The sequence below is a fragment of the Agrobacterium sp. 22-3639C2 genome (assembly GCF_053522105.1).
The window spans coordinates 162,896-175,983 of record NZ_JBNWDB010000007.1 but is presented as its reverse complement, the minus strand read 5'-3'; the positions used below and the strand labels follow the sequence as shown (position 1 = coordinate 175,983).

At 58.9% G+C, this 13,088-nt stretch carries 15 protein-coding genes and 1 tRNA gene; 9 read left to right on the top strand and 7 right to left on the bottom strand.

The features are described from left to right. Positions 1–91: 91 nt before the first annotated feature. A complete protein-coding gene (gene rpsA, locus ACQZ6D_RS25865; RefSeq protein ID WP_004431908.1) occupies positions 92–1,792 on the bottom strand; it encodes a 30S ribosomal protein S1 in 1,701 nt (566 codons plus the stop codon). A 149-nt stretch (positions 1,793–1,941) separates the two neighbouring features. Then, positions 1,942–2,622 carry a (d)CMP kinase gene (gene cmk, locus ACQZ6D_RS25860; protein ID WP_004431904.1) on the bottom strand — a complete coding sequence of 227 codons (681 nt, stop codon included), beginning with the start codon at positions 2,620–2,622 and terminating at the stop codon, positions 1,942–1,944. Positions 2,623–2,820: 198 nt separating this feature from the next. Between cmk and ACQZ6D_RS25855 the strand changes: the two genes are divergently transcribed. Together ACQZ6D_RS25855 and ACQZ6D_RS25850 are read left to right on the top strand one after the other, a co-directional pair. Further along, positions 2,821–3,210, top strand: a complete 390-nt coding sequence (locus ACQZ6D_RS25855; protein WP_004431900.1) for a TIGR02300 family protein — start codon at positions 2,821–2,823, stop codon at positions 3,208–3,210. A gap of 152 nt (positions 3,211–3,362) precedes the next feature. Further along, positions 3,363–3,438, top strand: a tRNA-Ala gene (locus tag ACQZ6D_RS25850). A gap of 71 nt (positions 3,439–3,509) precedes the next feature. Here ACQZ6D_RS25850 and ACQZ6D_RS25845 read toward each other — a convergent pair. Together ACQZ6D_RS25845 and ACQZ6D_RS25840 are read right to left on the bottom strand one after the other, a co-directional pair. Next, positions 3,510–4,010 carry a hypothetical protein gene (locus ACQZ6D_RS25845; protein WP_025595216.1) on the bottom strand — a complete coding sequence of 167 codons (501 nt, stop codon included), beginning with the start codon at positions 4,008–4,010 and terminating at the stop codon, positions 3,510–3,512. 71 nt (positions 4,011–4,081) lie between these two features. After that, on the bottom strand, positions 4,082–4,456 hold the full coding sequence (locus ACQZ6D_RS25840) for a PAS domain-containing protein (RefSeq protein WP_004431894.1): 375 nt from the start codon (positions 4,454–4,456) through the stop codon (positions 4,082–4,084). Between the two features lie 208 nt (positions 4,457–4,664). Between ACQZ6D_RS25840 and ACQZ6D_RS25835 the strand changes: the two genes are divergently transcribed. The 7 genes from ACQZ6D_RS25835 to ACQZ6D_RS25805 all read left to right on the top strand — a co-directional run bounded on the left by ACQZ6D_RS25835 (position 4,665) and on the right by ACQZ6D_RS25805 (position 10,059). Continuing rightward, on the top strand, positions 4,665–5,567 hold the full coding sequence (locus tag ACQZ6D_RS25835; RefSeq protein ID WP_448730417.1) for an NUDIX hydrolase: 903 nt from the start codon (positions 4,665–4,667) through the stop codon (positions 5,565–5,567). A gap of 69 nt (positions 5,568–5,636) precedes the next feature. Further along, the gene (gene nadA, locus ACQZ6D_RS25830) at positions 5,637–6,608 is read left to right on the top strand and encodes a quinolinate synthase NadA (protein ID WP_013762087.1); all 972 of its coding nucleotides are present in this window, start codon (positions 5,637–5,639) and stop codon (positions 6,606–6,608) included. After that, positions 6,605–8,170 carry an L-aspartate oxidase gene (locus ACQZ6D_RS25825; protein WP_111802026.1) on the top strand — a complete coding sequence of 522 codons (1,566 nt, stop codon included), beginning with the start codon at positions 6,605–6,607 and terminating at the stop codon, positions 8,168–8,170. The genes nadA and ACQZ6D_RS25825 overlap by 4 nt, the downstream gene beginning before the upstream one ends. A gap of 1 nt (position 8,171) precedes the next feature. Then, positions 8,172–9,029 carry a carboxylating nicotinate-nucleotide diphosphorylase gene (nadC, locus tag ACQZ6D_RS25820; protein ID WP_111802027.1) on the top strand — a complete coding sequence of 286 codons (858 nt, stop codon included), beginning with the start codon at positions 8,172–8,174 and terminating at the stop codon, positions 9,027–9,029. Positions 9,030–9,164: 135 nt separating this feature from the next. Further along, complete coding sequence (locus ACQZ6D_RS25815) at positions 9,165–9,416, top strand: GlsB/YeaQ/YmgE family stress response membrane protein (RefSeq protein ID WP_004431872.1); 252 nt, start codon at positions 9,165–9,167, stop codon at positions 9,414–9,416. A 12-nt stretch (positions 9,417–9,428) separates the two neighbouring features. Beyond that, complete coding sequence (locus tag ACQZ6D_RS25810) at positions 9,429–9,848, top strand: DUF3597 domain-containing protein (protein ID WP_004431862.1); 420 nt, start codon at positions 9,429–9,431, stop codon at positions 9,846–9,848. A 22-nt stretch (positions 9,849–9,870) separates the two neighbouring features. Beyond that, positions 9,871–10,059, top strand: coding sequence for a hypothetical protein (locus ACQZ6D_RS25805; protein ID WP_038494645.1), 189 nt, complete (start codon positions 9,871–9,873; stop codon positions 10,057–10,059). An 88-nt stretch (positions 10,060–10,147) separates the two neighbouring features. Here the strand turns inward: ACQZ6D_RS25805 and cydX are convergent, their stop codons facing one another. Genes cydX through ACQZ6D_RS25790 form a run of 3 tightly spaced genes read right to left on the bottom strand, consistent with a single transcriptional unit; the run spans position 10,148 to position 13,039 of the window. Then, the gene (gene cydX / locus ACQZ6D_RS25800) at positions 10,148–10,270 is read right to left on the bottom strand and encodes a cytochrome bd-I oxidase subunit CydX (RefSeq protein WP_003498405.1); all 123 of its coding nucleotides are present in this window, start codon (positions 10,268–10,270) and stop codon (positions 10,148–10,150) included. A gap of 27 nt (positions 10,271–10,297) precedes the next feature. Beyond that, positions 10,298–11,455, bottom strand: coding sequence for a cytochrome d ubiquinol oxidase subunit II (gene cydB, locus ACQZ6D_RS25795; protein WP_111802028.1), 1,158 nt, complete (start codon positions 11,453–11,455; stop codon positions 10,298–10,300). Between the two features lie 6 nt (positions 11,456–11,461). Then, positions 11,462–13,039 carry a cytochrome ubiquinol oxidase subunit I gene (locus ACQZ6D_RS25790; protein WP_448730418.1) on the bottom strand — a complete coding sequence of 526 codons (1,578 nt, stop codon included), beginning with the start codon at positions 13,037–13,039 and terminating at the stop codon, positions 11,462–11,464. Between the last annotated feature and the right edge of the window lie 49 nt (positions 13,040–13,088).

Below are 13,088 nucleotides of genomic sequence, written 5' to 3'. Positions count from 1 at the left end.
CGCCCATTGGCCTGTGCCACGAACACTGTAGCCAACAAAAAACCCGCCGGAAAATTCCGGCGGGTTCTTTAAATCAAACGATCTCTAGCGATTATTCGCTGCGGTTCTTCAGAGCCGCACCGAGGATGTCGCCGAGCGAAGCGCCAGAGTCGGACGAACCGAACTGTGCGACGGCTTCCTTCTCTTCAGCGATTTCCAGAGCCTTGATCGAAAGCATGACCTTGCGGTCCTTCTTCGAGAAGTTGACGACGCGAGCGTCGAAAACCTGGCCAACTGCGAAACGCTCCGGACGCTGATCGTCACGATCGCGTGCGAGGTCGTTGCGGCGGATGAAGGAGGTGATGTCCTCGTGGTTGACGAGCTTCACTTCCACGCCACCGTCGTTAACGGCGATGACTTCGCACGAAACGACTGCGTTCTTGCGCAGGTCGCCGGACGTTGCGGCTTCACCGACAGCATCCTTGCCGAGCTGCTTGATGCCGAGCGAGATGCGTTCCTTCTCGACGTCAACATCGAGAACGACGGCCTTGACCACGTCACCCTTGTTGAACTCTTCGATGACCTGTTCGCCCGGACGGTTCCAGTCGAGATCCGACAGGTGAACCATGCCGTCGACATCGCCTTCGAGGCCGATGAACAGGCCGAATTCGGTCTTGTTCTTGACTTCGCCTTCGACTTCAGTGCCGGCCGGATGGCTGAAGGCAAATGCCTGCCACGGGTTTTCCAGCGTCTGCTTGAGGCCGAGCGAGATACGGCGCTTGGACGGATCGACTTCGAGAACGACAACGTCAACTTCCTGGCTCGTGGACAGGATCTTGCCGGGATGTACGTTCTTCTTGGTCCAGGACATTTCGGAAATGTGAATCAGGCCTTCGATGCCCGGCTCCAGCTCGACGAATGCACCGTAGTCGGTGATGTTCGTGACCGTACCGGAAATCTTCTTGCCAACCGGGTACTTGGCAGAGATGCCATCCCACGGATCGGACTCGAGCTGCTTCATGCCGAGCGAGATACGGTGGGTTTCCTGGTTGATGCGGATGATCTGAACCTTGACCTGCTGGCCAATGTTGAGGATTTCCGAAGGATGGTTGACGCGGCGCCATGCCATGTCGGTAACGTGCAGCAGGCCGTCGATGCCGCCGAGGTCAACGAACGCACCGTAATCGGTGATGTTCTTGACGACGCCGTCAACAACCTGGCCTTCTTCGAGGTTCTGAACGATTTCAGAACGCTGCTCGGCGCGGGACTCTTCGAGAACCGTGCGGCGCGAGACAACGATGTTGCCGCGACGCTTGTCCATCTTGAGGATTTCGAAGGGCTGCGGGTTGTGCATCAGCGGGGTAACGTCGCGGATCGGACGGATGTCGACCTGCGAACGCGGAAGGAAGGCAACGGCGCCGTCCAGATCGACGGTGAAACCACCCTTGACCTGGTTGAAGATAACGCCTTCGACGCGCTCGCCAGCTTCGAACTTGGCTTCGAGCTTGACCCAGCTTTCTTCGCGGCGAGCCTTCTCGCGCGACAGAACGGCTTCGCCGAGTGCGTTTTCGATGCGCTCGACGTAAACTTCGACTTCGTCGCCGACCTTCAGCGTGCCGTCCTTGGACTTCGCGCCGAATTCCTTCAACGGTACGCGGCCTTCAACCTTGAGGCCAACGTCGACGATGGCAACGTCCTTCTCGATTGCCGTCACGATACCCTTGGCAACATAGCCTTCGGCAAGATCGTTAGAGGCAAAGGATTCTTCGAGAAGCGCTGCGAAATCTTCGCGCGTGGGGGTAGATACTGACATGAAATCTCCTGATTGCATCCGCGCGAGAGCGAATACAAAAGCGCCGGTGGGCTAGCGTTGTTGATACCCGAACCCATGCCCGCCTTTTCAAAAGGCTTCCCGGCGCAAGGACATGTCTTCAGGCAATTCCGGACTAAACGCGGACCGATTCAAGCGGTTCCGCGAAAAACCTGTTTCTTCAGGGCGGCGTCGATAATCATCCGCGCGGCCTGAAACGCCGCCTCTATACTCATTTCCGACGTATCTAGCAAGTGCGCGTCTTCAGCCGGTTTCAACGGGCTGTCGGCTCGGCCCATGTCGCGCTCGTCGCGTTTCTTCACCTCGGCGAAAATGGCGTCGTAGTCTGCAACGCTGCCGTTGGCGACAATTTCATCATAACGCCTGCGCGCCCGCACGTCCGGCGAAGCGGTGACGTAGAGTTTCACCGGCGCATCAGGGCACACCACCGTGCCGATGTCGCGGCCATCCAGAACCGTGCCCGGTTCCTTTGCCGCAAACCGCTGCTGCGCTGTCACGAGCGCGCGCCTCACCGGCGTCATCACCGCAATCCTGGACGCCGCCTCGCCGATATCGTGCCTTGAAAGCACCGCGCGGTCGAGGCCGGCAAGGTCGAGTTGCAGCGCCACCTTTTCAGCGACTTTCTCGTCATCGAGCGACAGGCCGGCGTCAAGAAGTGCCTTGGCCGTGGCTCTGTAGGTCAGCCCGGTGTCGAGATGATGGAAACCATAGGTCTCCGCAATCTTGCGTGACAAGGTCCCTTTGCCCGCCGCAGCTGGCCCATCTATGGCAATCGTAAAGGTCATGAAGCTTTCTGCCTGTGCGTCCATCATTAATACAGTAGAGTGCGTCGGCCTCCAATCTTTATGAGCAGCCTGACATACAAGTCGCATCATGGGAGGGCGGCCTCCAAAGTTTGTCTTTGACACGAAAGACCGCAACGATTAAGGGGACCGGCTAGAAATTTTACCGTCTATGCCGGTTTTACGGCGTACACACCGAAACTCATTCGACAATTTGAGGCTTAGACAGTGGCAAAAGCGGACCTTGGTACCAAGCGCACAGACCCCGATACCGGCAAGAAGTTCTACGATCTGAACCGCGACCCGGTCGTTTCTCCCTATAGCGGCAAGTCCTGGCCGCTCTCTTTCTTTGAAGAAAGCACCGCTCAGGCAAAGCTCGAGCAGGCTGAAGAAGAAGAAGTCGCGGAAGTCGATGCCGAAAACACGGAAGTCGAACTCGTATCGCTGGAAGACGCCGACGGCGACAACAGCGGCGACGATATCCCGGACCTGGGCGACGATGACGACGACGTGGAAATCGGCGACGACGACGACACCTTCCTTGAAGCCGACGAAGACGACGATGACGACGACATGTCCGGCATCATCGGCGTACCGGGCGACGACGAAGAAGCTTGATCTTATTGGATAAACCAGCCCGGCGACAAAAAAATGAAGCCGGGCTGTTTTTTGTGCTTGCACTCTTCGATTAGCCGAAGTAGTAAGCCGCCACCGAACGGAACAACAGCCGCTTCGGTTCCCGGAACCGGACGAAATGCCGGAACCCTTATGGGGCTATAGCTCAGCTGGGAGAGCGCTTGCATGGCATGCAAGAGGTCAGCGGTTCGATCCCGCTTAGCTCCACCAAACCTTCTAAAATACAAATTTCTATCGTCCAGCACGGGCGTTCGTGCGGCATTGTCTGTTCTTCGCGTTGACTATTGCAAGAGCGCCCGCACATCCTGCCCGTTGATCCGACATTCCACCGACGGAACGCCGCCGCCTTCTTCCAGCACCCGGCATTCCAGATATTTGCCGCGCAGGCGGTTCTCCAGCGCCTTGAAGGCGTTCAGGCCGCAGGCATAACGGCGGCCGTCAGGTCCGGCGCAAACCCGGTTGCGGTCGATGTCTTCCACGCCGGCGAGGCGGAACTCCTGTCCTTTGAAGGTGAAGCGATTGTTGGACGCAACGCGCAGGCGCTGATCCGCATATATTTTCAGGGGGTATGGATCGGGCGGGGTCGGAATACGCTCATAATTCTGATGGCGGGGATCGACCCTGACCGGAGAGGTCGTCCACAGCGTTTCCGTGTTTGCGGAGAGGCCAGTCGCTGGATATGCCGCCTCGCCATTCATGAGCGAGGCGATGCGGATGCCGGCTATACCAAGCCCCGTGACCAGCACGATCTGAAACAGCAAAATGAAAACCTGCCGAACCATGTCACCGCACATCAAAACAATCGACAAGAAATAGATCGGCGTTTTTCAAGACAGACCGAACGCGATAAATATTACATCAATAAAATCTTGCGCGAGGTGATGTCTCGCACCGTGCCCATCGCCATGATTGGAATGCGGTCACCATCAAGGATAACCCTGCCCGTTGTCCGCAGCCAGCGAAAATCGCCGGATTTGAGTTCGATGCGGTATTGCTGATCATAGAACACGCCGTTCGTCAGCGAGTTGTAAACCGCCTTGGCCACGCGCGCGCGCGAGCCGCTTTCGATCTGATCTATGAAATCCTCCACGGGAATGCCGCGGGCGGCTTTCTCTTCGGAAAATTCGCGCAGGCGAGCCGCCACAGCATCCAGATAAACCAGATTCTGTCCCACGTTCCAGGTGTAATAACCCACAAGTGTTTCTTCGAGATATATATCCTCTAACATCGGCCTTCTACATTATGGATGCTTTTGACGCGGGTCTTAACATAAAGGACGATACGCGACTAACCACAAGCACTTATTCTTTTGTCTGATCGCTACGTAAAGTTTTACATGCGCGGCGGCATCCGCGTTTCCCCGCCCGCTTGTTGGCGAACAGGCATTCCTGTGCCAAAGAAGGTCGATACCGACGCCATCTACCAGAGGAGCCGCCGTGACCATAGGGCTTGCCCACGCCGAACTCATCGCCGTCGTCACCGCCATCACCACGGACGAGCCGCGGGTAATGACCGTGCGGGCGGGCGCGGCACTTCCATCAGGGCCGTTTGAATTCGGACACAGGACGCTTCAGAGCGGGTTGAGAGAGTGGATACACGAACAGACACATCATCCTGTCGGCTATCTCGAACAGCTCTACACCTTCGCCGACCGGGACCGCAACAATGACATTCTTGGCGGAAGAACCATATCGATCGGTTATCTCGGGCTGGTTCGCGAACAGGAGCCGCCTGGCAATGGCCGCCCTCTCTGGCATGGCTGGTACGAGTATTTTCCCTGGGAAGACCATCGGCAGGGCCGGCCGGCGGTTCTGGACACAATCATCGAGAAGCTGCGCTGCTGGGCGGATTCCGACCCTGCCTGCAAAGGCCAGCGCCATTTACGCGCCGACTTCACCTTCGGCCTTGATGGCGGCGGCTGGAACGAGGAACTGACACTTCAGCGCTACGAATTGCTCTATGAGGCCGGACTGGTCGAAGAAGCCCAGAGTGAGCCTCGGATCAATTTCGGCAGACCGATGTTTGCCGATCACCGCCGCATTCTTGCCACCGGCATCGCGCGCCTCCGGGCTAAGATCAAATACCGGCCTGTAGTTTTCGAACTGATGGCCGACGCTTTCACCCTGCTGCAATTGCAGCGCGCGGTGGAGGCGCTCGCCGGTCTGACGCTGCACAAGCAGAACTTCCGCCGGCTGATAGAACAGCAGCAGCTGGTGGAAGAAACTGGCGACATGGCGACCGAAACCGGCGGACGCCCTGCAAAGCTCTTCCGATTCCGCCAGACCGTTATGGATGAACGCGCCCTTTCCGGAACCAAACTGCCGCTCTCCCGCAATTGACATATGCTCACAATGAGAATATCTCTTTGCCGTAGATATACTCAAATAGAGTATAAATGGGAGAGTGCCGTGAACGAACAGATATCTGCCGCAAGCCTTTACGACCGGGTCAGCCGCGTCATTCCCAAGGCGGAATGGATGGGTTTTCAGGATGATGTGGAGGCGATCCTCGATCTGAAGCGCAGGCGCAACGCCGTCATCCTCGCCCATAATTACCAGACGCCGGAAATCTTCCACGGCGTTGCCGATATCGTTGGCGATAGCCTCGCCCTTGCGCGCAAGGCAATGGAAGTAGAAGCGGATGTGATCGTTCTCGCCGGCGTGCATTTCATGGCTGAGACGGCAAAGCTGCTCAATCCGGGAAAAACCGTGCTTATTCCGGATATGGCCGCCGGCTGCTCGCTCGCCGATTCTATCACGCCCGAAGACATCGCACTTCTGCGCAAGGCCTATCCCGGCGTTCCTGTCGTCACCTACGTGAATACCTCGGCGGCGGTGAAGGCGGCTTCCGACATATGCTGCACCTCCGGCAATGCCCGCCAGGTGGTGGAATCGCTCGGCGTGCCGCGCGTGCTGATGCTGCCGGACGAATATCTGGCGAAGAATGTAGCGCGGGAGACCAATGTCGAACTCATCGCATGGCGCGGCCATTGCGAGGTGCATGAGCTTTTCACCGCCGACGACATCAGGGAATTGCGCGAAAGCCATCCCGGCATCACCGTTCTCGCGCATCCCGAATGTCCGCCCGATGTCGTTGAGGCCGCAGATTTTTCCGGCTCGACCGCTGTCATGTCGGATTATGTCGGCCGGGAAAGACCGGCCCGCGTGGTGCTTTTGACGGAATGCTCGATGAGCGACAATGTCGCCGTGCATCATCCCGATGTCGAATTCATCCGCCCCTGCAACCTCTGCCCGCACATGAAGCGCATCACGCTCGGCAATATCCGCACAGCGCTTGAAGAAAACCGCCACGAGGTGACAATCGATCCGGCTGTTGCGGTCGCCGCCCGCCGCGCGGTGGAGAGGATGCTGGCGGTATGAGTGACGCTCTGTCGCAATATGCGGGCAGGACGGTCATCGTCGGCAGCGGTATTGCCGGCCTGATGGCAGCATTGACGCTCGCACCGCAACCGGTCCTGCTTCTGACCCGCGGCGCGCTCGGTGGCGAAACGTCCAGCGCCTGGGCGCAGGGCGGCATTGCTGCAAGCCTTGGCGCTGACGACAGCACTGCACTGCATCTTGCCGATACGCTCGCCGCAGGCGACGGCCTCTGTGACGCGGCTATGGCAGCAGATATCGTCTCCACCGCCCCCGCAGTCATCGATGCCCTGGAACGAGCCGGAGTTCGTTTCGATCGCGATGCACAAGGCAGGCTCGTTTTCGGGCTGGAAGCCGCCCATGGCCGCCGGCGCATCCTGCATGCCGAAGGTGACGGCTCGGGTGCGGCCATTGTGAGGGCTCTTGCAGCCGCCGTTCTCAACACGCCGTCCATCGCAGTCCTGGAAGGTGCGGAGGTGCGCCGGCTGCTGACAGAAGGCGGGGCCATAGCCGGTCTCATCTGCGCCGGGCAAAAGGGCAGCTTTGTTCTGCCGGCCACAAACGTCATTCTTGCGACCGGTGGCCTCGGCGGGCTGTATGAGGCCACCACCAATCCCACCGGCAATTTCGGACAGGGGATCATGCTCGCCGCGCGCGCCGGAGCCATCCTCACTGATATGGAATTCGTCCAGTTCCACCCGACGGCGCTTTCCTCTCCCCGGCGGCCGCTGGCTCTGGTCAGCGAGGCAGTGCGGGGCGAAGGTGCCGTTCTTCTCAATGAAAGCGGCGAACGTTTCATGGCGACCGTTCCGGGTGCAGAACTTGCCTCCCGCGATATTGTCGCCCGCGCCATCGACCGGGAAATCCTGCGCGGCGGCAAAGTCTTTCTCGATGCCCGCAAGGCGATCGGCAGCGGTTTTTCGGCGCGTTTCCCGTCAATCGACCTGCTATGCCGCGAGGCTGGTATAGACCCCGCCCGCGAACTCGTGCCCGTCCGTCCCGCCGTTCACTACCACATGGGCGGCGTCGCCACGGATGGTAATGGCCGTAGTTCCGTGCCGGGCCTATGGGTTGCGGGCGAAACCGCCTGCACCGGTCTTCACGGGGCTAACCGGCTGGCCAGCAACTCCCTGCTGGAGGCGGCTGCCATGGGCATGCGTGCGGCAAAAGATATTGCCGCCCGACCGGCGTCAAAACGGGTGACAGCTGTCACGCCATTCGCAACGCCTGTTCTTTCGGCAGCAGACCCGTCAGTCGTCCGGCCCATCGTCTCCCGCCATCTCGGCATCGCCAGACATGAAGCGGGGTTGATCAGCGCGATCAGCGAACTTCTCCCACTGGCCGAACAGAGCGGCCCGGCATCCGATCCCGCCATCGTCGGGCTCGCAATCGCCGTCTTCGCCGCCTTGCGAAGAGAATCGCGCGGGGCCCATTTCCGTAACGACTTCCCGGAAAAGGACGCGACCGCCACAAGGCGCAGGCTTTGCCTGTCCGATGTCATCGCCATTGCCCATGACCTCTTATCGTCCAATCTTTTTTCTTCCAGCATTGCGCGGAGCGCCTGACATGACCCTCACCCCTCTGCCACGCATTATCGTGGAGCCGCTTGTCCGCAACGCCCTGCTGGAAGACCTGGGTCTGGCGGGCGACATCACGTCTGCCGCAGTCATCCCCGCTGATCATCGCTCAGTCGTCGTCATGGCGGCGCGTGAACCGGGTGTCATCGCAGGTCTTGATGCCGCAGAACTGGCTTTCCAGTTGGTGGACCCGACAATCGTGATGAGGCGGCAGGTGCAGGATGGCGCGGCGGTCGCTCCGGGCGATATTATCGCGACGATCGAGGGTCCCTCGCGCGGTCTTTTGACGGCGGAGCGCACCGCCCTTAATTTTCTCGGCCATCTCTCAGGCATCGCGTCCGTCACCGCCACAATTGCTGCCGCCATCTCCGGCACCAGAGCCTCGGTTGCCTGCACCCGCAAAACGACGCCGGGCCTCAGGGCGCTGGAAAAATATGCCGTGCGCGCCGGTGGCGGCATGAACCACCGTTTTGCCCTTTATGATGCTGTACTCATCAAGGACAACCACATCGCCGTAGCCGGCGGCGTGCGTGACGCTATCCGCAGCGCCAAGGCGGGTGTCGGACATCTGGTCAAGATCGAGGTCGAGGTGGATACGCTCTTGCAATTGCGCGAAGCGATGGAGGAAGGGGTCGATGCGGTTCTACTCGACAACATGCCGCCGGAACAGCTGCGCGACGCGGTGCAGATCGTCGCCGGACGCGCCATCACCGAGGCCTCCGGACGCATCACGCCTCAAACCGCAGCAGCCATTGCAGCAACCGGCATCGATCTCATCTCCGTCGGCTGGCTGACCCACAGCGCGCCGGTTCTGGATATCGGGCTGGACTTTCAAAGCCAAAGCTGACGAAAGCAAGGAGACCGGAACAAAATCCTCGATTGGCCGTTAATTCCCTGCCTGGGGTCAAGAGGCGGGGGGATCAGTGCGCGCAAAAGCCTGTCCATATGCCTGCGGACCTCTCTCACAAAGGAAAGGCCTGTTATGGAAGACGCACAAATCGGCTGGATTGCAGCAATCATCATCGGCGGCGTAGCCGGTTGGCTTGCCGAACAGTTCATGAAAAGCAACATGGGTCTTTTCATGAACATAATTCTCGGCATCGTTGGCGCCATCGTCGCCAATTTCCTGCTTGGGCTTGTGGGCATTTCGCTCGGAGGCTGGATTGGATACCTTATCGCCGGTTTCATCGGCGCATGCATTCTCATTGCCATCGGGCGCGCATTTCGCCGATAGAGGGAGGACACAATGAGCTTTTTCGACAAGATCAAGAACGCGATTTTTGGCAAGGCAGAGGCTGCACCGCAGACTTCGGCGCCAGCTGGCGCGCCTACGACAGGCGCAAGTCCGGCCGCTCCGGCTCAGCCAGCAGCACCCGCACCGACAGCCGCTGCTCCGGCATCCACCGGCAGCGTCGATGTCGCATCCATTCTGGACGCGGCGGTCAAGCAGAACGGGCAGAAACTCGACTGGAAACATTCGATCGTCGATCTTCTGAAAGCGCTCGATCTGGACAGCAGCCTAACCGCTCGCAAGGAACTGGCAAGCGAACTCGGCTATACCGGTGATACCTCGGACTCAGCCACAATGAACATCTGGCTGCACAAGGCTGTCATCAAGAAGCTGTCTGAAAACGGCGGCAAGGTTCCGGCAGAACTTCTGCATTGAACCAGTGACCGGGAGAACCGCGATGGACGACTATTCAGACTTGCGAGAGCAGATCGGCCAGGACCTCGACACCCTGCACAGGACCGAGAATCCGAAATCGATTTTCGAGATTGCCGACGACTATCTTCTGGGAAACCCAAATCTCAAGAGAGCGCTGGTCGAAGACATCATCAAGGAAGAAGCGGACAAGCGCGGCATCGCGATCCACTGAAACCGCGCGTGTCAATCGCGGCGATTTCTACAAGAAGGGCGGCATCCAGATTGGACGCCGCCCTTTTTTTGCCCCGTGCCCCGAAGCGTTATTTTTCCGGCTTGGCCTCGGCCTTTCTGGCGTTTTCTTCCATCAGCTCATACCACATGGCGTTCATGACGGCGAAAATGGCGGCGAGAGGCAGGCCGAGCAGCCAGGCGAAATACCACATGTTCGATCTCCTTGTATTTGTTCGATATTAATAAGCGTGGCCGCTGTCTTCACGGATCGCCTTTTCATCCACCTTGCCCCACAGCACGCGATAGACCCATGAGGTGTAAGCGACGATGATAGGGATGAAGATGAGGGCGACGACCAGCATGATGAATAGCGTCATATGGCTCGACGATGCGTCCCAGACCGTCAGGCTCGATTTCGGATCGATCGAAGAGGGCAGGATGAAGGGAAACATCGTCAGACCGACCGTCGAGATGATGCCGAATATCGCAAGCGAACTGGAAAGCAGCGCCAGCACCTCACGCCCGCCCCTTAACAACAGGAAGGCGACGAGCGGGAAGGCAAGACCGAGCGCCGGTGCCAGCATCATCCATGGATGGGCCGCGTAATTCGCAAACCAGACGCCGCTTGCGACCTCGACCGTCTTTGACAACGGATTGGACGGACCGTCGGTCACAACTTCCGAGGTGAAGCGATACCCGTCGATACCGAGCCACAACAATACGCCACCAAGCGCAAAGAGACCTGTGGTGGCAAGTGCTGCAACACTGCCGAAACTGCGGGCACGCGCAGCGACCGGCCCTTCGGTCTTCAGCACCAGCCAGGCCGCACCATGCATCACCAGCATGCAAACGGAAACGAGGCCGCAAAGGATTGCGTAAGGGTTGAGAAGCTCGAACAAAGTCGTGCCGTCGTAAAAAATCCTGAGGTCATCGTTGAAGCGGAAGGGTACGCCCTGCAGCACATTGCCGATCGCCACACCGAAAATCAGGGCGGGAACAAAGCCACCGACAAACAGCGCCCAATCCCAGGTACTGCGCCATGTCGTACTCTCGCGCTTGGAGCGGTATTTGAACCCCACCGGCCGCAGGATCAGTGCAAACAGGGTGGCGAACATCGCCAGGTAAAAACCTGAAAAAGACACCGCATAAAGCGGCGGCCACGCGGCGAAGATGGCGCCGCCGCCAAGGATGAGCCAGACCTGATTGCCTTCCCATACCGGGCCGATGGAATTGATGACGACACGCCGCTCGAGATCCGTTTTCGCAACGAAAGGCAGCAGCGCGCCCGTGCCAAGATCGAAACCGCCGGTCACGGCAAAACCGATCAGCACCACGCCAAGCAGCAGCCACCAGATGACGCGGAGGACTTCGTAGTCGATGAGTTGATGCAATATCATGATCGTTTACTCCGCAGCGACGAGTTTTTCAGGAACGAGCGGCGCTTCCGGCTCGTGATCCGGATCCGGCCCTTTGCGGATCGCCTTCAGCATCAGCCCCATTTCGACGATGAACAGCACCGTATAGATGGCGATGAAGCAGAGAAGCGTAATCAGAACCGTTGAAGCGCTGAGGCTGGAGACGGCGGCGGCCGTCGGCAGCACGCCTTCGATGATCCATGGCTGACGGCCGAATTCCGCGACCACCCAGCCCATTTCCGCAGCAATCCACGGCAGCGGAATGGCGAAGACGGCCACCTTCAGCAAGAACGGATAGTGATCCAGCCGGCGCCGTGCCGAGAGATAAAAGAAGGTCGCCGTCAACAGGATGAAGAACATGCCAAGACCGACCATGATGCGGAACGCCCAGAACAGCGTCGGCACATGCGGGATGGTATCGGCGGCGGCCTTGGCAATCTGCTCCTCCGTCGCCTGGCGCGGATCGTCGACATAACGCTTCAGCAACAGGGCGTAACCAAGCTCGTGGCCGAGTTCCGCAAAGGTGCCACGCACCTCTTCGGGCAGTTCCGCGCCCTTGCCGGTGGCACGTATCTGCATCAGCGCATCATAGGCCTTGATGCCATCGCGGATGCGGGTCTTTGCGAGTTCCACCAGATCGTTGATACCGGGGATTTCCGTGTCCAGCGAGCGCGTGCCGATAAGGCCCATCACCCACGGAATTTTCACGGCGAAATGCGTCTCCCGGGCTTCCTGATCAGGAAACCCGATGGCGGTAAAGGGGGCGGGTGCCGGTTCCGTTTCCCACATGGCTTCGATCGAGGCGAGCTTCATCTTCTGGTGCTCGGTCGAAAGATAACCGCTTTCATCACCCAGCACGACGACCGACAGTGCAGCAGCCAGGCCGAAAGAAGCTGCAACCGTCATAGACCGCTTGGCGAGATCGACATGGCGGCCTTTCAGCACGTACCAGGCGGAAACGCCGAGCACGAAGATGGAGGCAGTGACATAACCCGCAGAAACCGTGTGCACGAACTTCGCCTGGGCGACCGGGTTCATCAGCACCGCGAAGAAATCCGTCACCTCCATGCGCATGGTCTGGGGGTTGAAGGCCGATCCCGTCGGGTTCTGCATCCAGCCATTGGCGATCAATATCCACAACGCCGAGAAGTTCGAGCCGATCGCCACGCACCATGTTGCGATGAGATGGCCGAGCTTGGACAGCTTGTCCCAGCCGAAAAAGAACAGACCGACAAAGGTGGCTTCCAGAAAGAAAGCCATCATCCCTTCGATCGCTAGCGGCGCACCGAAGATATCGCCGACATAGTGGCTGTAATAACTCCAGTTCATGCCGAACTGGAATTCCATGACGATGCCGGTGGAAACACCAAGCACGAAGTTGATGCCGAACAATGTACCCCAGAATTTCGTCATCTGCCGCCAGATGGTGCGGCCGGTCATGACATAGACCGTTTCCATGATGGCGATCACCACGGACAGTCCGATCGTCAGGGGAACGAATAGAAAGTGATATAAAGCGGTAACAGCGAATTGCAGGCGCGATATCGCCACGATGTCGAGTTCCATGTTTTTACCCCACCTTTCAGGAAAGGCCGGCCTTCTGTTACGAAACGGC

Coding starts and splice junctions, on each gene's coding strand:
- cydX (WP_003498405.1), bottom strand. CDS start 10,270: ATGTGGTATTTCGCCTGGCTGCTCGGCCTGCCTCTCGCCGCCATTTTC.
- ACQZ6D_RS25825 (WP_111802026.1), top strand. CDS start 6,605: ATGAGTGACGCTCTGTCGCAATATGCGGGCAGGACGGTCATCGTCGGC.
- ACQZ6D_RS25790 (WP_448730418.1), bottom strand. CDS start 13,039: ATGGAACTCGACATCGTGGCGATATCGCGCCTGCAATTCGCTGTTACC.
- rpsA (WP_004431908.1), bottom strand. CDS start 1,792: ATGTCAGTATCTACCCCCACGCGCGAAGATTTCGCAGCGCTTCTCGAA.
- nadC (WP_111802027.1), top strand. CDS start 8,172: ATGACCCTCACCCCTCTGCCACGCATTATCGTGGAGCCGCTTGTCCGC.
- cmk (WP_004431904.1), bottom strand. CDS start 2,622: ATGATGGACGCACAGGCAGAAAGCTTCATGACCTTTACGATTGCCATA.
- ACQZ6D_RS25815 (WP_004431872.1), top strand. CDS start 9,165: ATGGAAGACGCACAAATCGGCTGGATTGCAGCAATCATCATCGGCGGC.
- ACQZ6D_RS25840 (WP_004431894.1), bottom strand. CDS start 4,456: ATGTTAGAGGATATATATCTCGAAGAAACACTTGTGGGTTATTACACC.
- ACQZ6D_RS25810 (WP_004431862.1), top strand. CDS start 9,429: ATGAGCTTTTTCGACAAGATCAAGAACGCGATTTTTGGCAAGGCAGAG.
- ACQZ6D_RS25805 (WP_038494645.1), top strand. CDS start 9,871: ATGGACGACTATTCAGACTTGCGAGAGCAGATCGGCCAGGACCTCGAC.
- cydB (WP_111802028.1), bottom strand. CDS start 11,455: ATGATATTGCATCAACTCATCGACTACGAAGTCCTCCGCGTCATCTGG.
- ACQZ6D_RS25845 (WP_025595216.1), bottom strand. CDS start 4,010: ATGGTTCGGCAGGTTTTCATTTTGCTGTTTCAGATCGTGCTGGTCACG.